Source organism: Cupriavidus taiwanensis (assembly GCF_900249755.1).
GTDB classification, from domain to species: Bacteria; Pseudomonadota; Gammaproteobacteria; order Burkholderiales; family Burkholderiaceae; genus Cupriavidus; species Cupriavidus taiwanensis_D.
In genome coordinates this window covers 1,167,037-1,188,924 of the sequence record NZ_LT976853.1, presented here as the reverse complement: position 1 = coordinate 1,188,924, position 21,888 = coordinate 1,167,037, and the positions used below count along the sequence as shown (strand labels likewise).

Below are 21,888 nucleotides of genomic sequence, written 5' to 3'. Positions count from 1 at the left end.
GCTTCACTCGCCATCCCGCCGAGCCCTCGCCGCCAGCCATGAAACAAGACCCGCGCTTTCCCAACCTCTTCATCCTCGACCACCCGCTGATCCAGCACAAGCTCTCGCACATGCGCGACAAGGAAACGTCGACGCGCACGTTCCGCGAGCTGCTGCGCGAGATCACGCTGCTGATGGGCTACGAGATCACCCGCAATCTGCCGCTGACCACGCGCCGCATCGAAACCCCGCTGGTCGAGCTGGACGCGCCGGTGATCGCCGGCAAGAAGCTGACCATCGTGCCGGTGCTGCGCGCGGGCGTGGGCATGAGCGACGGGCTGGTCGAGCTGATCCCGTCGGCGCGCATCGGCCATATCGGCGTGTACCGCGACGAGCAGCACCGCCCGGTGGAATACCTGGTGCGGCTGCCCGCGCTGGAAGACCGCAGCTTCATCCTGTGCGACCCGATGGTGGCCACCGGCTATTCGGCCGCGCATGCGGTGGAAGTGCTCAAGCGCCGCGGCGTCAAGGACGAGGCTATTACCTTCGTCGCACTGGTGGCAGCGCCCGAAGGCGTGGAAGTGTTCCAGAAGGCGCATCCGGGCGTAAAGCTGTTCGTCGCCTCGCTCGACAGCCACCTGGATGCCGATGCCTATATCGTGCCCGGCCTGGGCGATGCCGGCGACCGCCTGTTCGGCACCAAGAACTGACGGCGCCAGGGCGGGCTGGCCGGCGCTTGACCGGCCTCAATAGCCGGCCTGAAGCGGCTCCCTACACTGGCGGCACGCGCCGGCGCAATCGCGCCAGGTGCCGCCATCCACATACAGGGAGCCACGCATGGAAGCCTTCAAGATCCTGTTCAGTACCAGCACCGGGCTGATGAGCCTGGGCGTGATCGTCTTCATCATCGGCATGGGCTGGTTCTTCGCCCGGATGTTCGCGCGCAAGATGCGCGAGGATGGGGAAGCGGCGAAAACCAGAGACGCGGCGCAGCGGAACTGACCCATGAATAACCGCCGGTGTACTCGCTCTCCCGCGCGCGGGAGAGCGAGTACACCGTGGGCAAGCTTGAGCTGCCTTTACTTCTTCTTCCCCAACAAACTCCCCAGCACCCCCCGGATCAGCTCGCGCCCAACCTGCGACCCCACCGTGCGCGCCGCCGACTTGGCCATCGATTCCAGGATCGAATCCCCGCGCCCGGTCTTGCCGGTGCCCTTGGTCAGCGTGCCGAAGATCTCGCCGGCCGTGCCCAGCCAGCCGCTGTCCTGCTCGCCTGCGGGCTGCCCCGCCGGCGCGCCGCCCGCGCCCTTGCCATTGCCATTGCCGACCGTCGGCACGCTGCCGCGCAGCTTTTCATAGGCGGACTCGCGGTCGACGGTCTTCTCGTAGGTGCCCGCCACCAGCGAGCTGGCGATCAGCTGCTTGCGCTCGTCTTCCGTGGCCGGGCCGATGCGGCTGCCGGGCGCCAGCACCCAGGCGCGCTCGGTCACGCAGGGCGTGCCCTTGGCGTCGAGGAACGACACCAGCGCCTCGCCCACGCCCAGCTCGCCGATGGCGGTTTCCAGGTCCAGCTTGGGGTTGGCGCGCATGGTGGTGGCCGCCACCTTGACCGCCTTCTGGTCGCGCGGGGTGAAGGCGCGCAGCGCATGCTGCACGCGGTTGCCCAGCTGGCCCAGCACGGTGTCGGGGATGTCGATCGGGTTCTGCGTGACGAAGTACACGCCGACGCCCTTGGAGCGCACCAGGCGCACCACCTGCTCGATCTTGTCGAGCAGCGCCTTGGGCGCATCGTTGAACAGCAGGTGAGCCTCGTCGAAGAAGAACACCAGCTTGGGCTTGTCCAGGTCGCCGGCCTCGGGCAGCTTCTCGAACAGTTCGGACAGCATCCACAGCAGGAAGGTCGCGTACAGGCGCGGCGCGTTCATCAGCTTGTCGGCGGCCAGGATATTGACCACGCCCTGGCCCTTGTCGGTCTGGATGAAATCTTGCAGATTCAGCATCGGCTCGCCGAAGAAGACGTCGCCGCCCTGCGATTCCAGCGCGATCAGCCCGCGCTGGATCGCGCCGACCGACGCGGCCGAGATATTGCCGTATTCGGTGGTGAACTGGCCGGCGTTGTCGCCGACGTACTGCAGCATCGCGCGCAGGTCCTTGGCGTCGAGCAGCAGCAGGCCGTTGGCGTCGGCAATGCGGAACACCAGGTTCAGCACGCCCTGCTGCGTGTCGTTCAGCTCGAGCATGCGCGACAGCAGCAGCGGCCCCATGTGCGAGACCGTGGCGCGCACCGGGTGCCCCTTCTCGCCGAACACATCCCACAGCGTGGTCGGGCAGCCGCCCCAGACCGGCTCGGGCAGGTTCAGGTCGGCCAGGCGCTGCTTGAGCTTGTCGGACGGCTGGCCGGCCTGCGAAATGCCGGTCAGGTCACCTTTGACATCCGCCATGAACACCGGCACCCCCAGTCGCGAGAACCCCTGCGCCAGGGTCTGCAGCGTGACGGTCTTGCCGGTGCCGGTGGCGCCGGTGATCAAGCCGTGCCGGTTGCCCATCTGCGGCAGCAGCACCAGTTCATGTTCGGCATTCTTGGCGATGAGGATGGGGTCGGCCATGATGTTTGTGGGTTCCGTGAGGGTCGCTTGGGGATCGAGCGGGGGTCGATCGGGGGTCAATTGAGGATCGGTCGGGTCAGGGCGGCGCCGGCAGGCCCGCGTGATAAAATCCTGGGCTGATTATAGCCAGCCGCAAGGCACATCCGTCACCTGGCGCGCGCTGCCCGCCCGCCTTGCCGATACGGCCGCGGCGCGCCTGGCGACCCCGCACAACATCACCGCAGATCACCGCATTCCGCTTCGGAGAGAATCATGGCCGGTCACTCGAAATGGGCCAATATCAAACACAAGAAAGCCGCCGCAGACGCCAAGCGCGGCAAGATCTGGACCCGCCTGATCAAGGAAATCACCGTGGCCGCCAAGCTCGGCGGCGGTGATCCCGACTCCAACCCGCGCCTGCGCCTGTCGATGGACAAGGCCATGGACGCCAACATGCCCAAGGACAACATCCAGCGCGCGATCCAGCGCGGCGTGGGTGGCCTGGAAGGCGTGAACTACGAGGAAATCCGCTACGAAGGCTACGGCCTGAGCGGCGCCGCGATCATCGTCGACTGCCTGACCGACAATCGCACCCGCACCGTCGCCGAAGTGCGCCACGCGTTCTCCAAGCACGGCGGCAACATGGGCACCGAGGGTTCGGTGGCGTTCATGTTCACCCACTGCGGCCAGTTCCTGTTTGCCCCCGGCACGCCGGAAGACAAGCTGATGGAAGCCGCGCTGGAAGCCGGCGCCGACGATATCGTCACCAACGACGACGGCTCGATCGAAGTCACCTGCCCGCCCAACGATTTTTCCGCGGTCAAGGCGGCGCTGGAAGCCGCCGGCTTCAAGGCCGAAGTGGCCGACGTGGTAATGAAGCCGCAGAACGAAGTCAGCTTCAGCGGCGACGACGCGGCCAAGATGCAGAAGCTGCTCGACGCCCTGGAAAACCTGGACGACGTGCAGGAAGTCTTCACCAACGCGGTGATCGAAGACTAAAACGGTAACAAGCTCCTCCTCGGCGGCAGCCCGGCCAACAAGACCCAGCTGCCGCCTTTTTGCATGCGTTTCTTTTCTGGCAGTGGATCATGAAAGTATTGGTTGTCGGCTCGGGTGGACGTGAACACGCGCTGGCCTGGAAATTGGCCCAGTCGCCCAAGGTGCAGGTGGTGTACGTCGCGCCGGGCAACGGCGGAACCGCGCTCGACAAGCGCCTGCAGAATGTTCCGCTGACCGATCCGGAGGTCATCGCCGCCTTTGCCGAGCGCGAGGGCGTGGCCTTCACCGTGGTCGGCCCCGAGGCCCCGCTGGCCGCCGGCATCGTCGATATCTTCCGCGCCAAGGGCCTGCGCATCTTCGGGCCCACCCAGGCCGCCGCGCAGCTGGAGTCGTCCAAGGACTTCGCCAAGGCGTTCATGCAGCGCCACGGCATTCCCACCGCCGCCTACCAGACCTTTGCCGACGCCGCCGGCGCGCACGCCTACATCGACGCGCAGGGCGCGCCGATCGTGATCAAGGCCGACGGCCTGGCCGCGGGCAAGGGCGTGGTGGTGGCGATGACGCTGGAAGAAGCGCACCAGGCGGTCGACATGATGCTGGCCGACAACAAGCTGGGCGATGCCGGCGCGCGCGTGGTGATCGAAGAGTTCCTGGACGGCGAGGAAGCCAGCTTTATCGTGCTGGTCGACGGCAAGAACGTGCTGGCGCTGGCCACCAGCCAGGACCACAAGCGCCTGCTCGACGCCGACGCCGGCCCCAACACCGGCGGCATGGGCGCGTATTCGCCGGCGCCGGTGGTCACGCCCGCGCTGCACGCGCGCGCGCTGCGCGAGATCATCCTGCCGACCGTGCGCGGCATGGAAAAGGACGGCATCCCGTACACCGGCTTCCTGTACGCCGGCCTGATGATCGACAAGGACGGCAACCCCAGGACGCTGGAATTCAACTGCCGCATGGGCGACCCGGAAACCCAGCCGATCCTGGCGCGCCTGAAGACCGACCTGGTCGACGTGATGGAAGCCGCGGTCTCCGGCAAGCTCGACAGCATCGAGCTGGACTGGGACCGCCGCACCGCGCTGGGCGTGGTGATGGCCGCCCACGGCTACCCGGACAGCCCCCGCAAGGGCGATGCCATCACCGGCATCCCGGCCGAAACCGACGACAGCGTGACCTTCCACGCCGGCACCACGCTCAAGGACGGCACCCTGCTGACCTCGGGCGGGCGCGTGCTGTGCGTGGTCGGCCTGGCCGACACGGTCAAGGCCGCGCAGCGCGCCGCCTATGCCGCGGTCGAGCAGATCCGCTTCGACGGCATGCAGTACCGGACCGATATCGGTTTCCGCGCCATCAAGCGCTGACTGGCCGCCGGCGGCGCGGCAGGCCCTGGAGGCCAACCCGCCGCCCAGCCGGTACAATCGTGACAATGCTGTGACGCAACCGGCAGCCGACGGGCTGCCGGACTGCCATCCGGCCGGCCCATTCGTCGGTTTATCCGATTCAGCCCAACATGATCGATTCCCAGGCAGTCCGTGCCTATCTGCTCGGTCTGCAAGACCGCATCACCGATGCCATCGGTGCCATCGACGGCCAGCCGTTCCTGACCGACGCCTGGGACAAAGCGCCCACCGAACGCCTGCGCGGCAGCGGCCGCACCCGCATCCTGGAAGGCGGCGCGGTGATGGAGCGCGCCGGCGTGGGCTTCTCGCACGTCAGCGGCGACACCCTGCCGCCATCGGCCACGGCCAGCCGTCCGGAACTGGCGGGGCGCAGCTTCGAGGCCATGGGCGTGTCGCTGGTGTTCCATCCGCGCAACCCCTACGTGCCCACGGTGCATATGAACGTGCGCTGCTTCCTGGCGCTGAAGCCGGGCGCGGAACCGGTCTGGTGGTTCGGGGGCGGCATGGACCTGACGCCCTACTATGGCAACGCCGACGACTGCACCCACTTCCACCGCACCTGCCGGCAGGCGCTGGCGCCGTTCGGCGACGACCTGTATCCGCGCTTCAAGCAGTGGTGCGACGAGTATTTCTTCCTGAAGCACCGCAACGAGGCGCGCGGCGTCGGCGGCATCTTCTTCGACGACTTCTCGGCGCTGGGCTTCGAGCGCAGCTTCGCCATGATGCAAGCGGTCGGCAACGCCTTCCTCGATGGCTACCTGCCGATCCTGCAGGCGCGCAAGGACACGCCCTACGGCGAGCGCGAGCGCGCTTTCCAGGCCTACCGGCGCGGGCGCTATGTCGAATTCAACCTGGTGTTCGACCGCGGCACGCTGTTCGGCCTGCAGTCGGGCGGACGCACCGAATCCATCCTGATGTCAATGCCGCCGCTGGCGGCCTGGCGCTATGACTGGCAGCCGGAACCGGGCAGCGCCGAAGCGGCGCTGTACACCGACTTCCTGCCGGCGCGCGACTGGGCCTGACGGCTGATCCATGGCCCATCCCCCGCACCCCAGCACCCCCGCCGCCGCGGGCGCCTCATCGCAACCCGCTGCCGCCCGCCCCTACCGCCTGGGTATCCTGGGCGGCACCTTCGATCCGCCCCACGTCGGCCACCTGGCGCTGGCGCGGCTGTGCATCGACCATCTGGGCCTGGACGAGCTGGTGTGGATTCCCACCGGCCAGTCCTGGCAGAAGGGCGACGACGTGACCCCGGCCGCCGACCGCCTGGCGATGACCGAACTGGCCGCCGCCGCGCTCGCCGACAGCGGCGCCAGGGTCCGCGTCAGCCGCATGGAAGTCGATCGCGCCGGCCCCAGCTACACCATCGACACGGTGCGCCAGCTGCGCGCCGAATACGGCCCCGCGGCCTCGCTGTGCTGGCTGATGGGCGCCGACCAGCTGCTGCGCCTGCACACTTGGCATGGCTGGCAGGAACTGTTCGCGCACGTGCACTTGTGCACCGCGACACGGCCGCGCTTTGCGCTGGAGGCGCTGGAGGGTCCGGTGCTGGCCGCGCTGGCCGAGCGCCAGGCCGACACGCACCTGATACAATGCACGCCCTCCGGCCGGATGTGGATCGACCAGACGCTTGCCGTCGACCTCTCTTCCACCCATCTGCGCCAGCGGCTGGCAGCCGGCCAGCCGGCAGATGACCAACTGCCGCCCGGCGTGGCACACTACATTGCCAGCCACGGGCTGTACCGCAACGCCCCGGCCAGGGCATGACCAGGGTTGCATCGATCCCGGCGCCCACCCCCAAACCGATCTGAGCTGAACAAGAAGACACCCATGGATATTCGTAAACTGCAACGCGCCATCGTCGACGGCCTCGAGGATGTCAAAGCGCAGGACATCAAGGTGTACGACACCAGCCACCTGACGGAACTGTTCGACCGGGTGGTGATTGCCAGCGGCACATCCAACCGGCAGACCAAGGCGCTGGCAGCATCGGTGCGGGATACGGTGAAGGAAGCGGGCGGCCATATCGTCGCGGTCGAGGGCCTGGAAACCGGCGAATGGGTGCTGGTCGACTGCGGCGATGCCGTGGTCCACATCCTGCAGCCGCAACTGCGCCTGTACTACAACCTGGAAGAGATCTGGGGCGACAAGCCGGTGCGGATGAAGCTGGCCGCCGGCGGCCGAGGCCTGGCCAAGGCCAGCGAGCCGATGGACGAAGACGAGGACGAGGCCCCGGTGCGCACCGTGCGCCGCGCCAGCAACCTGCGTCCGGCGCTGGCCCGCCTGCCCGAAGGGATGAAGGAACCGTCGCCGCCGATGGGCCATGAGGACACCGACGCGGACGCCATCGCCACCATCCGCAAGCCGGCGCGCAAGGCTGCCACCAAGACCGCGGCCAGCAAGACCGCCGGCACCCGCGCCGCCGCGCCGCGCAAGACCGCCGCCGGCACCACCGCGCGCAAGACCGCGACCAAGACTGCCACCAAGACCGCAGCAAAGAAGGCCCCCGCCAGGAAGGCGCCTGCCAAGACAGCCGCGGCCGCGCCGGCCGCGCGCAAGCGCACCACCCGCTCGGCCTGAGTCCGGTGCGCGGCCGATCGGCGAGTCCGGCGGCCGCGCCGCAACCCCGCATCGCCTGACCCATGCAACTGGTGATCGTCGCCGTCGGCCACAAGATGCCCGGCTGGATCGAAACCGGCTTCAGCGAGTATGCCAAGCGCATGCCGCCCGAGCTGCGCATCGAGCTGCGCGAGGTCAAGCCCGAAACCCGCTCGTCCAGCAATAACGCCGCCACCGTGATGCAGCGCGAGGCCGCGCGCATCGAGACGGTGCTGGCCGGCCTGTCGAAGCAGTGCCGTATCGTTGCCCTGGACGAGCGCGGCCGCGACTTCACCACGGTGCAGCTCGCCGCGCAGCTGAGCGACTGGCAGCGCGAGGGCGGCGACGTCGCCTTCCTGATCGGCGGCGCCGACGGGCTCGATCCCGCGCTCAAGGCCCGCGCCAGCACCCTGATCCGGCTGTCCAGCCTGACCCTGCCGCACGGCATGGTGCGCGTGCTGCTGGCCGAGCAGCTGTACCGCGCGTGGTCCGTCACGCAGAACCACCCCTACCATCGGGCCTGATTCCACTGATTTCCGGCCGTCGCCGGAAGGCCCCCGCCGCGATGCCCGACACCCTGCACGACTCCCTGCACGACTACCTCTACCTCGCCTCGCAAAGCCCGCGCCGCCGCGAGCTGCTGACCCAGCTCGGGGTGCGCTACGAACTGCTGCTGGCCGACGACGACGAAGACGCCGAAGCGCTCGAAGCCGTGCTGCCCGGCGAGAGCCCCGACGACTATGTCCAGCGCGTGTGCGCGCTCAAGGCCGAAGCCGCGCTGCGCCGCCGCGAACGCCGCGCGCTGCCGGATGCGCCGGTGCTGACCTCGGACACCACGGTCTGCCTCGGCGGCCGCATCCTCGGCAAACCCGTGGACGGCGCCGATGCCGCGGCGATGCTGGGCGCACTCGCGGGCACCACCCACCGCGTGCTGACCGCGGTGACGGTGGTGTCGGCCACCGGCATGCGCCATGCGCTGTCGGTTTCGGAAGTCACCTTCCGCCCGCTGCAGCCCGCCGAGATCGAGCGCTATGTCGCCAGCGGCGAGCCGCTCGGCAAGGCCGGCGCCTACGGCATCCAGGGCCGCGCAGCCGAGTTCGTGGCGCGGATTGCAGGCAGCTATTCAGGTATCATGGGCTTGCCCTTGTTTGAGACGGCCGCGTTACTTCGCCAGGCCCGCCTGCGGTTCTGAACGGCGCGGCCGCGAACCCCGCCGGCCGATCCCGCCGGCCCATCCCGCCGGCCTATTCAATTCCGCCGCTTGCCCGGCCGTACACCGAGCCGGGCCACCGGCGACGCGTTTCACCCGCTATGACTGAAGACATACTCGTCAACATCACGCCCCAAGAGACCCGCGTCGCCATCGTGCAGCAGGCCGCCGTCCAGGAACTGCATGTCGAACGCACGCTCACGCGCGGGCTGGTCGGCAACATCTACCTGGGCAAGGTGGTGCGCGTGCTGCCCGGCATGCAGTCGGCCTTTATCGACATCGGCCTGGAGCGCGCCGCCTTCCTGCACGTGGCCGACATCTGGCATCCGCGCGACCCCGACCGCAACAACTCCACCCCGCAGCTCGCCATCGAGAAGACCCTGTTCGAAGGCCAGGCGCTGATGGTGCAGGTGATCAAGGACCCGATCGGCACCAAGGGCGCGCGGCTGTCGACGCAGGTCAGCATCGCCGGGCGCACGCTGGTGTACCTGCCGCAGGATCCGCATATCGGCATCTCGCAGCGCATCGAGGGCGAAGTCGACCGCGAGGCGCTGCGCAGCCGCGTGCAGGGCCTGGTGCCCGCCGACGAGCGCGGCGGCTTTATCGTGCGCACCATCGCCGAGGAAGCGACCGACGAAGAACTCGGCAACGATATCGCCTACCTGCGCAAGATCTGGGGCGCGATCCGCCAGAACGCCACCACGCTGCCCGCGCCCAGCCTGCTCTACCAGGACCTGAACCTGGCCCAGCGCGTGCTGCGCGACTTTATCAACGACGCCACCGGCGTGATCCAGATCGACTCGCGCGAGAACTACCAGATGCTGCTGGAGTTCGCCAAGGAATACACGCCGGCGGTGCTGCCGCGGCTGTCGCACTACACCGGCGAGCGCCCGATCTTCGACCTGTTCAATATCGACGCCGAGATCGAGAAGGCGCTGTCGCGGCGGGTGGACCTGAAGTCGGGCGGCTACCTGATGATCGACCAGACCGAGGCGATGACGACCATCGACGTCAACACCGGCGGCTATGTCGGCGCGCGCAACTTCGACGACACCATCTTCAAGACCAACCTGGAGGCGGCCCACACCATCGCGCGCCAGCTGCGGCTGCGCAACCTCGGCGGCATCATCATCATCGACTTCATCGACATGGAGAACGCCGAGCACCGCGACGCGGTGCTGTCGGAACTGAAGCGCGCGCTGTCGCGCGACCGCACCCGCATCACCGTCAACAGTTTCTCGCAGCTTGGGCTGGTGGAGATGACGCGCAAGCGCACGCGCGAGTCGCTGGCGCACGTGCTGTGCGAGCAATGCCCGGTGTGCCAGGGCAAGGGCCAGGTCAAGACCCCGCGCACGGTCTGCTACGACATCCTGCGCGAGATCATGCGCGAATCGCGCCAGTTCAACCCGCGCGAGTTCCGCATCCTGGCGTCGCAGGAAGTGATCGACCTGTTCCTGGAAGAAGAAAGCCAGCACCTGGCGATGCTGGGCGACTTTATCGGCAAGCCGATTTCGCTGCAGGTGGAATCGACCTTCCACCAGGAGCAGTACGACATCATCCTGATGTGAAGCGGCCGGCGCGCCCGCCGGCACCAGCGCAAGACAGCCCGCACAGCCCGCCAACAGGCGGGCTGTTTCGCTTTACGGCCGGATCACCACGTGCGGGCTGATGACCAGCGCGGGCTCGGGCTGGTAATACACCGGCGGGGGCGGCGGCTGGTACACGACCGGGCGGTCCTTGCACTTGCGCTCTTCCTTGTACTCGCCGTTGTCCTTCCACTTGCGCTTGATCTTGCAGTTGCCGACCCAGAACTCTTCCTTGTAGTCGCCGCCCTTGTGATAGCGGCCATAGTGGCGCGCATGGTGGTAGTCATCGTCGTCCCAGTCGTCATCGGCATGGGCGGTGGCGCAGAAGGTGCCGAGCAGCACGGGCAGGACCACGAGGGATACCAGGAGGCGGGGCTTCATGACGGAGCGGGGCAGGAACAGGTTGGGGCGAGGCTAACACGCGCGCGCGCATGGCAGTGTTTCAAGCTGTTTAATTACGTAACTGCGAACGTAACCGCGATGCATGGACGGGCCTGTCCGATGCCTGGCACACGCGCCCTTCTGGACTCGGGAATGGCCCTAGCCCACTTCTGTTTGCCATCCGCTATAACTAAACGAAGGTAGTCAGCGGCCTTCGCACGGAGGCCGCAACCGGCTGTCCGCGCGAGCTGTTCCGCTGCGGCACTGCCGGTCGGCAAGCAAGGAGTCCGGCATGAACGCCACGAACCATGGGGCCTGTGTGCTGGCCCTCCTGTTGTCGGTGGCGTGCGCGCCATTGCCGGTCGCCAGGCGCGCGCCGCCGCCGCCCGAAGCCAAGGTGCAAGTCCCCGAGGCGCCGAAGGAGCGCGCCACGCCGATCGCGCCCAAGGCCATCAACATTGCCGCAGCCTGCAAGCGCACCGAGGAAGACGGCTTCCGTGAAGACGCGCTGATGGACGTTACCGCCAACGAGGTGCGCGCGCTGAAATGGAAGCTGTGGGTATCGCGGCGCGGCAGTTGCGAATTCAACCTGGTGCAGTTCCGCCAGGTTCGCGCGACCCCGCACATCGAGCTGCAGGCAATCGACGGCAGCCAGTGCAAGCTGCTGGTGTGGCAGGACCCGCGCCGCGTCACGCTGGCGCATAACCGCTGCGAGAAGTACTGCACGCCCGGCATCTACGAGCAGGCGTGGCCGGTGCTGTTCGATCCCAAGAGCGGTGCCTGCGCCGAGGTGCGCTGAGGTGCGTTGAGGTGCGTTGAGGTGCATTGACCCGCCCCGGCGCCGCGGCACCGCGGCACCGCGGCACCGCTACTTCTCCTTCGGTACCCGGCCCATCAGGTAGAACTCGTCGTTCGGGCGCATGCCGATGGTATTGGCCATGCGGTTGGACAGGCCGAAGAACGCGGTGATCGCGGCAATGTCCCAGGCATCCTCGTCGGTAAAGCCGTGCGCGCGCAGCGCCTCGAAGTCGGCCTCGGCCACTTCATGCGACGCCGTGCAGACCTTCATGGCGAAGTCGAGCATGGCGCGCTGGCGCGGCGGGATGTCCGCCTTCAGGTAATTCACCGCGACCTGGTCCGCGACCAGCGGCTTCTTCTCATAGATGCGCAGGATCGCGCCATGCGCCACCACGCAATACAGGCACTGGTTGGCGCCCGACGTGGCCACCACGATCATCTCGCGCTCGCCCTTGGTCAGGCCGCCGTCCTTGAGCATCAGCGCATCGTGATAGGCGAAGAAGGCGCGGAACTCGTCCGGGCGGTGCGCCAGCGCCAGGAACACGTTGGGAACGAAGCCGGCCTTCTCCTGGACTTCCAGGATGCGCGCGCGGATATCGTCGGGGAGGTCGGCCAGCGCGGGGATGGGGTAGCGGCTGATCGGGAATGCCGTGTCTGACATGGTGGTCTCCGGTTGGATTGGCGTCATCATCGTGACGCTTCTGAGGCCAATACTAACGGATCGCGCGCATGCCGGCGCAGCGCATGTCGTGCATGCATCGCATCGGACATAGCCCAGCCGGATCAGGCATACTACGCACCTTCCGAACCAGGCGGGCCCCTGACCGCGCTATTGTTCCCGATGAAACGTATTCTCATCGTCAAGCTGACCTCGCTCGGCGACATGGTGTTCACCCAGCCGCTGGTGGCTGACCTGCAGCGCGCCTTTCCCGGCGTCAAGATCGACTGGATCGCCGACTCCTACTGCGCCGACGTGCCGCGCTGGAACCCGAATATCGACCGCGTGATCGACGCACCGCTGCGCGGCTTCAAGAAAAAGCGCAGCTGGGCCGGACTGCGCGAGATCTTCGGTGCCCTGCGCGCGCTGCGCCGCGAGAAGTACGATGCGGTGCTGGACGTCCACGGCGTCTACAAGAGCGCCATCGTGACCTTCCTCGCCCGTACGCGCCATCGCTATGGCTACCCGGTGCAGGAACTGGGCGAGAGCGGCGCGCGCTTCGCCTACAACCATGTGTTCCAGCCTTTCGTCGAAGAGGATTGCGCGCGCAACCGCATGCGCCGCGCGGTCAGCCGCGCGCTCGGCTACGAAATGACCAAGGAGATGGACTACGGCCTCAGAATGCCGGCGGACACGCCCGCCGCCGCCGGCAAGGGTCCGTACGCGATGCTGTTCCACGCCACCTCCAGCGAGGAAAAGAAGTGGCCGGTGGCCGACTGGATCAGCGTGGGCAGCGCTATCTCGGCGCGCGGGCTGCGCGTGCTGGTGCCCTGGGGCAATGACGCCGAGCGCCAGGAAGCCGAGACCATCGCCGCCAGCGTGCCCGGCGCCGAAGTCATGCCGCGCCTGAGCATCACCGGCGTGGCGCAGATGGTGGGCAAGGCCGCGCTGGTGGTCGGCATGGACACCGGCTTCGTGCACATTGCCGACGCGCTGCGCCGGCCCACGGTGATCCTGTTCACGACCACCTCGCGCCACCTTTACGGCGTCGATGCGCCTGGACGCGCGGTGTCGCTTGGCGGCGGCGGCGTGGTGCCGCAGCGGGCCGAGGTGCTGGCCGCGATCGACGAAGTGCTGCCCGCGGTCACTTCGACGAACTGATCACGCCTTCACGGCAACAAAAAGGCCGGCGCACATGCGCCGGCCTTTTGTTGCCTGACGCTCCCCGCCGCCTACTGGCTGGCGAACTGGATCCGGTGCAGCCCGGCGTACAGGCCGTTGGCCGCAAGCAGCTGCGCATGGGTGCCGGTCTCGGCAACGCGGCCATGGTCGAGCACGGCGATGCGGTCGGCATTCTCGATGGTCGACAGCCGGTGCGCGATCACCAGCGTGGTGCGGCCCTTCATCAGTTCCTCCAGCGCCGCCTGCACCTGGCGCTCCGATTCCGAGTCCAGCGCCGAGGTGGCTTCGTCCAGGATCAGGATCGGCGCATCCTTGTACAGCGCGCGCGCGATCGCCAGGCGCTGGCGCTGGCCGCCGGACAGCTTCATGCCGTTGTCGCCGATATTGGTCTGCACGCCCTCGGGCAGCCCCTTGACGGTTTCGGTCAGGTAAGCGGCCGCCAGCGCGCGCTCGACGCGGGCCATGTCGATCTCGCTGCCAGGCTGCGCGCCATAGGCCACATTGGCCGCGACGGTGTCGTTGAACAGCACCACGTCCTGGCTGACGAAGGCGATCTGGTTGCGCAGGTCCTTGAGCGACAGCTCGGTCAGCGGCACGCCGTCCAGCAGGATGCGCCCCGCGGTGGGATCGAAGAAGCGCGGCACCAGGTTGACCAGCGTGGTCTTGCCGCTGCCCGACGGGCCCACCAGCGCCACCACCTCGCCCGGGCTGACGCGCAGGTCGATGCCTTCGAGCGCGGCGCGCGGCGCCTCGCCATAGCGGAAGCCGACCTGCTCGAAGGCCAGTTCGCCGCGCGCACGCGCGAGCGGCTTGCCGCCATCCTGCGGCTCGACCGGTTCGTCGATCAGCCGGAAGATCATCTCGGCGGCGGTGAGGCCGCGCGTCAGCGGCTGGTTGATATCGGTCAGGTGCTTGAGGGGCGAGATCAGCAGCAGCATCGCCATCACGAAGCCGGTAAAGCCGCCCACCGTGGTCTGGTTGGCCTGCGCCTGCACCATGGCAATGGTGATGATCACCGACAGCGCCAGCGCGGCCAGGAACGCCGTCACCGGCTGGTTCAGCCCGCCCGCCACCGCCATGCGCATCGAGTAGTTCTTGAGCCGCTCGGCCACGGTGCGGAAGCGCCGCATTTCGTAGGCCTCGCCGCCATGCAGCTTGACCACCTTGTAGCCGCCCACGGCCTCTTCGACGACATAGGCGGCATTGTTGGTGTAGGTCTGGTGATCGCGGTTGAGCTTGCGCAGCCGGCGGTTGATCTTCGACATCAGGTAGCCGATCACCGGCAGGATCACCGCGACGATCAGCGTCAGGCGCCAGTTGGTGTAGAACAGGTAGATCAGCAGCGCAACCACGGTCAGCGAATCGCGCACCAGCGTGATGAACACGCTGGTCAGGATCTGCAGCACCTGGTTGACCTCGAAGATCACCGCGTTGATCAGCGACGCCGCGGTATTGCGGTGGTAGAACGACGCCGGCGCCTGCAGCAGGCGCTCGAACATCTGCAGCCGCATCTTCAGCAGCACGCGGTTCGAGATCAGGTTGAGCAGGTAGCCCGACGCAAACTGCGCCACGCCGCGGATCAGCGCCACGCCGGTCAGGATCGCCGGCACATGCCACAGCGTGCCGGCGTAGTCGCCGCCGAAGCCCTTGTCGAGCAGGTCGTTGACGACCTTGGGGATCACGCCCTCGCTGGCGGCCACCACCGCCATGGCGAGGATGGCCCCGATAAAGATGCGCAGCTCGGGGCGCAGGTAAGACCAGAGCCGGCTGGCCATGCTGGACGGCACGGCGGCACCTGGCGAAATGGGCGGTTTGGATGTGGTCACTGAGTTTTCTTCTGGGTGATGGCGGCGTTGCGGCACCGGCGCGCGGCGCTAGCCCGGCCGCTTCTGGCGCGCGACGCGCAGGAAGGGCCTGACGAACACCTGGAACAGGAAGCGCTGGTAGACATAGCGGCGCAGATAATAGCCGACGCTGCGGCGCGCCTTGTCGGTGGCGTCGAGGTCGGCGCGATGCGTTTCCAGCGACGACGCCTCGGCCAGTTCGGTCAGGCCGATGCAATAAGGGACCACGGCACGGACCGACACCAGCCCGCGCCGCTCGAACGCCGACCAGTAGTCGGCAGCGCACCAGGTCGGCTGCAGCCCCGCTACCAGCCGCTCGGCGGCGGCGCGGGTGACGACATAACCATGCGCGCGCCACCATTCGCCATAGCGCCGCACCAGCTTGCGCCGCGGGCCGAGCGCCTTGATGCCCCAGCGGGTGAATTTGTCGACATGCGACAGCAGCACCACGTCTGGCTTGTCGGGGTCCATCTCCGCCGCCAGGGCCTCGAGCACCGCCGGCACGTCATCGCCCAGCAGCGCGTCGTCTTCCAGCACCAGCGCCAGGCTGGCACCGTCGTCGAGCATCTTGCGGTAGACCCCCAGGTGGCTCAGCGCGCATCCGATCTCGCCGCGGCTCATCGGGCGATAGCTGGTGCTGGCGGCCTGCGCATCGTAACGGCGCGCGACCTCGTCCTCGGACAGGGCGCGTCCGTTCACCGCGGGAAATACCTGGAACGGCACCCCGAGGCGCGTCAGCTGGCCGGCAATGCGCTGGCGGCGGGCCTCGGCGGCTTCGAGGTTGATCACATAGGCGCCGATCATGCTTGCACCGCCGACGCGCGGCCGCCGATCCGGCCTGAAAGCGAGATCGATGCGGCACACGCCACCAGGGATACAACGGTTTCCATCCCTGTGAATCGGGACCAAGGTGCTCGTGTCATCAATTTGGCAACTGAGATTTCGCCTTCGGCGGGGCCGGCGCGCACCGGCAACGAGGCGGCAGGCGGCCGCGGGGCCACTGCGCCGGTGCGGTAGAATACGCGCTCTTCCATCAGCGCCCGGCTGGCGGCGACGCCGGCGGCCTGCCGGCCTGGCCCGGACGGGGCGCGCCCCTACGTTCCATGAAAGTCTCCGCCGTCATCATTACCAGGAATGAAGCTCACAATATCGGGCCATGCCTTGAAAGCGTGTCCTGGTGCGAAGAGGCGATTATAGTGGATTGGGCCAGCACGGACGACACGGTGGCGATCGCGCGTGCCGCCGGCGCCACCGTGATCCAGGCCGAAGACTGGCCCGGCTTCGGCCCGCAGAAAAACCGCGCGGTCCAGGCCGCCAGCGGCGACTGGATCCTCAGCCTGGATGCCGATGAACGCGTCACCCCCGCGCTGCGCGACGAAATCCTGCACCACTTGCAGCGCAACCCGGCCCAGGCGCTGGCACTGCCGCGCCTGTCGGCCTTCTGCGGCACCTTCGTGCGCCATGCCGGCTGGTATCCGGACTACGTCACCCGGGTCTTCCGCAACGGCCGCGGCCGCTTCACCGACGATCTGGTGCACGAGCACCTGAAGGTGGACGACCCGGTCACGCGGCTGCGCGAGCCGCTGGTCCACTACAGCTACCGCACGCTGTCGGACGTGCTGCGCAAGATCGACAGCTATTCCAGCGCCGGCGCGCAGCAGGCCTATGCCCGCGGCAAGCGCAGCTCGGTGGCGTCTGCCGCCGGCCACGGCCTGTGGGCGTTCGTGCGCACCTATCTGCTCAAGCGCGGCTTCCTCGATGGCAGCGCCGGCTTCGGCGTCGCGCTGATGAATGCGCAGGCCAGCTACTACAAGTACGCCAAGCTGGCGCAGCTGCACGCCGCGGCCGCCGCTGCCAACCATGCGGCGCACCAGCCGGCGCACAACCAGCGCGCCCGCTGAGCCGCGCCGCTCCATCCCCTACCTTCTCGATCGATGAAAGTTGGCATCTCCTGCAATCGCTTCGGCGCCGGCGGCGGCCTGGAGCGCTACGCGCTCGACATCAGCCGCGCCATGGCGAAGCGCGCCGATACCGAAGTCTCGGTCTACGCGCGCCGTTTCGATGCCGGCGTGGCAGAGTCCGCCGGCGTTGCCGCGCACCGGATCGTGGTGTCGTGGCTGCCGGGCAAGCTGCGCGACCGCTATTTCTCGTGGCGGCTGCAGGGGCTGCGCGATGCCGGCGAAGTGCTGATCGGCTGCAACCGCGTGCGCGGTTCGGATATTGCCATCTGCGGCGGCACGCATCGCGGCTACCTCGCCGCGCGCGGCACGCCGGCGCGGCGCTCGGACCAGTGGCAGATCGACCTCGAAAGCGCGCAATATGCCGGCGCGCATCGCGTGGTGGCGCATTCGGCGCTGATGCGGCGCGAGGTGACCGAGCTCTACGGCATCGCGCCCGAGCGCGTCGAGCTGGTCTACCCGCCGGTCGACACGCAGCGCTTCACGCCGGTCGATGCCGCCGCGCGCACCGCGCTGCGGCGCGAATTCGGCTTCGGCGACGACGAGATCGTGTTCCTGTTTCCGTCGTCGGGCCATGCGCGCAAGGGCTTCGACCTGCTCGCCGATTACTTCTCGCGCTCTGACCTGCCGATCACGCTGGCCGTGGCCGGCCGCCCGGTCGGGCGCACCATCGCGCGCGTGCGCGAGCTGGGCTACAGCAGCCGCATCGATGCGCTCTACCGCGCCGCCGACTTCACCATCCTGGCGTCGGGCTATGAGCCGTTCGGGCTGGTGGGGGTGGAATCGGTGCTGTGCGGCACGCCGCTGGTGTTTGCCGACAATATCGCCTGCCTCGAAGTGATCCGGCCGCAGGCGGTGCATGCGTTCTCGCGCGAGCGCGCCGAGACCCTGGACCAAGCCATCCGCGCCGCGGTCGAGTCCGTGCGCAGCGGCCAGGCACGGCTGGCGAACCCGCTGCAGCTGCTGGACTACGATCCCGGCGTCGACACCCATGTCGACACCCTGCTGCGGCTCGCGGTCAGCGCACGCGAAGCCCGGCGCGCGGCCTGACGGCGCGCGCGGCGCTCACTCAGCCGATGCTTAGTCGTAGACCGTGCTGACGGCGTCCGCCGACAGCACCTGGCGCAGCGCGCCCAGCGCCTCATCCGACGGCACCACCTGCCAGTCGGGGCCGAGCAGCGTTTCGCAGCTGGCCGACTTCGCTTCGTAGCGGATCCGCACCGGCAAGCCCTGCACCCCGCTGGCCCGCGCCAGGTGGGGCATCAGCAGCTCGCGCAGCATGCCGGTCGAGGAATTGCCGTTCATCGACAGCCGCACCGCGCTGGCAAAGCGCACCCGCGCGGCGACCAGGTCCATCACCGATTCGGCGGTAAAGCGGACCCCGCCGGTGAAGGTATCGTGGCGCGCATTGCCGGTGGCGATCAGCAGCTCGTCCTCGCGGAACATCTGCCGGTTGGCGTCGAAGACCTCGTTGAACACCGTCATCTCGACCAGCCCGGTGCCGTCGTCGAGCGTGACGATCAGCATCTTGCCGCGCTGGGTCATCTGCGTGCGCATGCCGCTGATCACGCCGGCGATGGTCTTGCCGCGCACGTCGCGGCCGAAGCCGCCGCCGTTGCCCTGCACTTCCTTTTCCAGCCCGGCCAGCGTGCCCTTGTTGAAGCGCCGCACCTCGTCGCGGTAGGCGTCGAACAGGTGGCCCGAGAAGTAATAGCCGAGCGCCTGCTTTTCTTCCTGCAGCGTGCGCTTGGGGCTCCAGCGCGGCTCGTCGAGCAGTTCCGGGCGGTGCGCGTCGCCGGCGTCGCCCATCAGGTCGAACAGCGATACCTGGTTGGCGGACTCGGCCTTCTGCTCGGCGGCTTCCATCGCGATCGGCACGGAGGCCAGCAGCTGGGCGCGGTTGTCGTTCAGGCTGTCGAAGGCGCCGGCGCGGATCAGCGCCTCGATGGTGCGGCGGTTGACCTGGCGGCGGTCGACGCGTTCGCAGAAGTCGAACAGGTCGGTGAAGGGCCGCTCCTCGCGCGCGCGCAGGATGTCTTCGATGGCGCCCTGGCCGCTGCCCTTGATGCCGCCCAGGCCATAGCGGATGGTCCTGGGATCGGTCGGCGCGAAGCGGTATTCGCTGGCGTTGACGTCCGGCGGCAGCACCGCGATCTTGTTGAGCTTGCAGTCCTCGTAGAGAATCTTGACCTTGTCGGTGTCGTCCATGGCGAGCGACATGTTGGCTGCCATGAATTCGGCCGGATGGTGGGCCTTGAGCCAGGCGGTGTAGTACGCCAGCAGCGCATACGCGGCCGCGTGCGACTTGTTGAAGCCGTAGCCCGCGAACTTCTCCATCAGGTCGAAGATATCGTCGGCCTGCTGCGCCGAGAGACCGTTCTTGTCGGCACCTTCGCGGAACATCACGCGATGCTGCGCCATCTCCTCGGGCTTCTTCTTGCCCATGGCGCGGCGCAGCAGGTCGGCGCCGCCCAACGAGTAGCCGCCGATGATCTGCGCCATCTGCATCACCTGCTCCTGGTAGACCATGATGCCGTAGGTCTCTTTCAGGACGGGTTCGACGCGTGGATCGGGATACTCCACCTTCTCGCGGCCGTGCTTGCGCGCGCAGAAGCTGGGGATCAGGTCCATCGGGCCCGGGCGGTACAGCGCCACCAGCGCGATGATGTCCTCGAAGCGGTCAGGCTTGGCGTCCTTCAGCATGCCCTGCATGCCGCGGCTTTCCAGCTGGAACACGGCGACCGTGTTGGCGGTCTTGAGGATGTCGAAGGCGGGGGCGTCGTCGAGCGGGATCTGGCTGCAGTTCCAGTCGGCCTTGCTGGGGTCGAGGCGGCGGATATAGCGCTCGGCCCAGTCCAGGATGGTCAGCGTGGTCAGGCCCAGAAAGTCGAACTTGACCAGGCCGGCGGCCTCGACATCGTCCTTGTCATACTGGCTGACCACACCGCTCATGCCGTCGTTCTGAGCGCCCTGCGTGTACAGCGGGCAGAAGTCGGTCAGCCGGCCGGGCGCGATCAGCACGCCGCCGGCATGCATGCCGACGTTACGGGTCATGCCTTCGACGCGCTGCGCCAGCTCCAGCAGCTGGCGCACTTCTTCCTCGTTGCGCTCGCGCTCGGTCAGCAGCGGCTCTTCCTTCTTGGCCTCTTCGATGGTGACCAGCTTGCCCGGCTTGAACGGGATCAGCTTGGCGATGCCATCGACAAAACCGTAGCCCAGGTCGAGCACGCGGCCCACGTCTCGCACCGCGGCCTTGGCCGCCATGGTGCCGAAGGTGGCGATCTGCGACACCGCGTCCTTGCCGTACTTCTCCTTCACGTAGGTGATCACGCGATCGCGGCCGTGCTGGCAGAAGTCGATATCGAAGTCGGGCATCGAGACCCGTTCCGGGTTCAGGAAACGCTCGAACAGCAGTGCGTACTTGAGCGGGTCCAGGTCGGTAATGCCGAGCGCATACGCGACCAGCGAACCGGCGCCCGAGCCACGGCCCGGGCCCACCGGCACGCCGTTGTTCTTGGCCCAGTTGATAAAGTCGGCCACGATCAGGAAGTAGCCGGGGAAGCCCATCTTGATGATGGTGCCGGTCTCGAACTCCAGCCGCGCGTAGTATTCCGGGCGCTTCGCCTCGCGCACCGCCTCGTCGGGGAACAGCACCGCCAGGCGCTTCTCCAGGCCTTCCTTGGCCATGAACACGAGGTAGTCGTCAAGCGACATGCCGTCGGGCGTCGGGAACAGCGGCAGGCGCGGCTTGCCCAGCTCCAGCGTCAGGTTGCAGCGGCGCGCGATCTCGACCGCGTTCTCCAGCGCCGAGGGGATGTCGGCGAACAGCGCGCACATCTCGTCCTGGGTCTTGAAGTACTGGTCGGTGGTGAAGCGCCGCGTGCGGCGCGGGTTGGCCAGCAGCTCGCCCTCGGCGATGCAGACGCGGGCTTCGTGCGCGGTGTAGTCGTCGGGCGTCATGAACTGCACCGGATGCGTCGCCACCACCGGCAACTGCAGCGCCGCCGCCAGCTGCACCGCCTGCTGCACGTAGGCGTCGGTGCCGGCATGGCCGGCGCGCTGCAGCTCGATGTAGAAGCGTTGCGGGAACACCGCGGCCCAGTGCTGCGCGGCGCGGCGCGCGCCTTCGGCGTTGCCGTTGGCCAGCGCCATGCCGATATCGCCGCCCATCGCGCCCGACAGTGCGATCAGGCCGGTGGCGAGCGGCAGGTCGTCTTCGCCGGGTTCCTGGAACCAGGCCGGGTCGATCTCGGCGCGGCCGCGATGCTGGTTGCCCAGCCACGCGCGCGACAGCAGCATGCACAGGTTCAGGTAGCCGCGCCGGTCCTGCACCAGCAGCAGCAGGCGCGCGGGCTTGTCGCGGTCCTCCGCGTTGGTCAGCCACACATCGGCGCCGACCACCGGCTTCACGCCCTTGCCGCGCGCTTCCTTGTAGTAGCGGATCAGCCCGAAGGCGTTGGCAAGGTCGGTCAGGGCGAGCGCGCCCATGCCATCGGCGGCGGCGGCCTTGACGGCATCATCGAGGCGGACGATGCCGTCGACGATGGAGTATTCGGAATGCAGGCGGAGGTGTACGAAGCGGGGTGCAGACATGGGCGACATTGTACCGGCTCGGCCCGCACGCATGCCGCCAATGTTACGTGCCGCGGTGGCCGGCGCGCCGCGGCGCAAGGCTGACCGGCGTGCTGGGGAATGCGCCGCGAAAAGCCTGCG

20 protein-coding genes are annotated in these 21,888 nt (G+C 67.9%); 14 read left to right on the top strand and 6 right to left on the bottom strand.

Annotation, left to right across the window (positions count from 1 at the left end):
• The first annotated feature begins 38 nt into the window (after positions 1–38).
• The gene (gene upp / locus CBM2594_RS05395; RefSeq protein ID WP_012352165.1) at positions 39–689 is read left to right on the top strand and encodes a uracil phosphoribosyltransferase; all 651 of its coding nucleotides are present in this window, start codon (positions 39–41) and stop codon (positions 687–689) included.
• Positions 690–816: 127 nt separating this feature from the next.
• Positions 817–981, top strand: a complete 165-nt coding sequence (locus CBM2594_RS05390; RefSeq protein WP_116355944.1) for a DUF3149 domain-containing protein — start codon at positions 817–819, stop codon at positions 979–981.
• A 77-nt stretch (positions 982–1,058) separates the two neighbouring features.
• Here the strand turns inward: CBM2594_RS05390 and CBM2594_RS05385 are convergent, their stop codons facing one another.
• Positions 1,059–2,585 carry a helicase HerA-like C-terminal domain-containing protein gene (locus CBM2594_RS05385; protein WP_116355943.1) on the bottom strand — a complete coding sequence of 509 codons (1,527 nt, stop codon included), beginning with the start codon at positions 2,583–2,585 and terminating at the stop codon, positions 1,059–1,061.
• Between the two features lie 252 nt (positions 2,586–2,837).
• Here CBM2594_RS05385 and CBM2594_RS05380 point away from each other — a divergent pair, with 252 nt between their 5' ends.
• From CBM2594_RS05380 to rng, 8 genes are all read left to right on the top strand, one after another.
• The gene (locus tag CBM2594_RS05380) at positions 2,838–3,563 is read left to right on the top strand and encodes a YebC/PmpR family DNA-binding transcriptional regulator (RefSeq protein WP_116355942.1); all 726 of its coding nucleotides are present in this window, start codon (positions 2,838–2,840) and stop codon (positions 3,561–3,563) included.
• 89 nt (positions 3,564–3,652) lie between these two features.
• Positions 3,653–4,921 carry a phosphoribosylamine--glycine ligase gene (gene purD / locus CBM2594_RS05375; RefSeq protein ID WP_116355941.1) on the top strand — a complete coding sequence of 423 codons (1,269 nt, stop codon included), beginning with the start codon at positions 3,653–3,655 and terminating at the stop codon, positions 4,919–4,921.
• Positions 4,922–5,070: 149 nt separating this feature from the next.
• Positions 5,071–5,982: an oxygen-dependent coproporphyrinogen oxidase gene (gene hemF, locus CBM2594_RS05370; RefSeq protein WP_116355940.1), complete on the top strand. Its 912-nt coding sequence runs from the start codon at positions 5,071–5,073 to the stop codon at positions 5,980–5,982.
• A 10-nt stretch (positions 5,983–5,992) separates the two neighbouring features.
• Positions 5,993–6,727 carry a nicotinate-nucleotide adenylyltransferase gene (locus tag CBM2594_RS05365; protein ID WP_116355939.1) on the top strand — a complete coding sequence of 245 codons (735 nt, stop codon included), beginning with the start codon at positions 5,993–5,995 and terminating at the stop codon, positions 6,725–6,727.
• Positions 6,728–6,790: 63 nt separating this feature from the next.
• Complete coding sequence (gene rsfS, locus CBM2594_RS05360) at positions 6,791–7,540, top strand: ribosome silencing factor (protein WP_116355938.1); 750 nt, start codon at positions 6,791–6,793, stop codon at positions 7,538–7,540.
• 62 nt (positions 7,541–7,602) lie between these two features.
• Positions 7,603–8,082 (top strand): 23S rRNA (pseudouridine(1915)-N(3))-methyltransferase RlmH, encoded by a 480-nt coding sequence (gene rlmH, locus CBM2594_RS05355; RefSeq protein ID WP_116355937.1) that lies wholly within the window; start codon positions 7,603–7,605, stop codon positions 8,080–8,082.
• A gap of 41 nt (positions 8,083–8,123) precedes the next feature.
• The gene (locus tag CBM2594_RS05350; protein WP_116355936.1) at positions 8,124–8,750 is read left to right on the top strand and encodes a Maf family protein; all 627 of its coding nucleotides are present in this window, start codon (positions 8,124–8,126) and stop codon (positions 8,748–8,750) included.
• A gap of 119 nt (positions 8,751–8,869) precedes the next feature.
• Positions 8,870–10,336 (top strand): ribonuclease G, encoded by a 1,467-nt coding sequence (gene rng, locus CBM2594_RS05345; protein ID WP_092308241.1) that lies wholly within the window; start codon positions 8,870–8,872, stop codon positions 10,334–10,336.
• A 72-nt stretch (positions 10,337–10,408) separates the two neighbouring features.
• Here the strand turns inward: rng and CBM2594_RS05340 are convergent, their stop codons facing one another.
• Positions 10,409–10,735 (bottom strand): hypothetical protein, encoded by a 327-nt coding sequence (locus CBM2594_RS05340; RefSeq protein WP_116355935.1) that lies wholly within the window; start codon positions 10,733–10,735, stop codon positions 10,409–10,411.
• 292 nt (positions 10,736–11,027) lie between these two features.
• Between CBM2594_RS05340 and CBM2594_RS05335 the strand changes: the two genes are divergently transcribed.
• Positions 11,028–11,534 carry a hypothetical protein gene (locus CBM2594_RS05335; RefSeq protein WP_116355934.1) on the top strand — a complete coding sequence of 169 codons (507 nt, stop codon included), beginning with the start codon at positions 11,028–11,030 and terminating at the stop codon, positions 11,532–11,534.
• A 69-nt stretch (positions 11,535–11,603) separates the two neighbouring features.
• Here CBM2594_RS05335 and CBM2594_RS05330 read toward each other — a convergent pair whose 3' ends face one another.
• Positions 11,604–12,194 (bottom strand): peroxidase-related enzyme, encoded by a 591-nt coding sequence (locus CBM2594_RS05330; RefSeq protein WP_116355933.1) that lies wholly within the window; start codon positions 12,192–12,194, stop codon positions 11,604–11,606.
• 180 nt (positions 12,195–12,374) lie between these two features.
• On the opposite strand from CBM2594_RS05330, the gene waaC reads away from it, so the two are divergent.
• Positions 12,375–13,352: a lipopolysaccharide heptosyltransferase I gene (gene waaC / locus CBM2594_RS05325; RefSeq protein WP_116355932.1), complete on the top strand. Its 978-nt coding sequence runs from the start codon at positions 12,375–12,377 to the stop codon at positions 13,350–13,352.
• 71 nt (positions 13,353–13,423) lie between these two features.
• On the opposite strand, the gene msbA is transcribed toward waaC, so the two are convergent.
• A complete protein-coding gene (msbA, locus tag CBM2594_RS05320; RefSeq protein ID WP_174079947.1) occupies positions 13,424–15,148 on the bottom strand; it encodes a lipid A export permease/ATP-binding protein MsbA in 1,725 nt (574 codons plus the stop codon).
• Positions 15,149–15,247: 99 nt separating this feature from the next.
• Positions 15,248–16,021 carry a glycosyltransferase family 25 protein gene (locus CBM2594_RS05315; RefSeq protein WP_116355930.1) on the bottom strand — a complete coding sequence of 258 codons (774 nt, stop codon included), beginning with the start codon at positions 16,019–16,021 and terminating at the stop codon, positions 15,248–15,250.
• A 299-nt stretch (positions 16,022–16,320) separates the two neighbouring features.
• Between CBM2594_RS05315 and CBM2594_RS05310 the strand changes: the two genes are divergently transcribed.
• Positions 16,321–17,118, top strand: coding sequence for a glycosyltransferase family 2 protein (locus tag CBM2594_RS05310; protein WP_116355929.1), 798 nt, complete (start codon positions 16,321–16,323; stop codon positions 17,116–17,118).
• A gap of 33 nt (positions 17,119–17,151) precedes the next feature.
• Complete coding sequence (locus CBM2594_RS05305) at positions 17,152–18,225, top strand: glycosyltransferase family 4 protein (protein WP_116355928.1); 1,074 nt, start codon at positions 17,152–17,154, stop codon at positions 18,223–18,225.
• Between the two features lie 30 nt (positions 18,226–18,255).
• Here CBM2594_RS05305 and dnaE read toward each other — a convergent pair whose 3' ends face one another.
• Positions 18,256–21,768 (bottom strand): DNA polymerase III subunit alpha, encoded by a 3,513-nt coding sequence (dnaE, locus tag CBM2594_RS05300; RefSeq protein WP_116355927.1) that lies wholly within the window; start codon positions 21,766–21,768, stop codon positions 18,256–18,258.
• Positions 21,769–21,888: the final 120 nt, after the last annotated feature.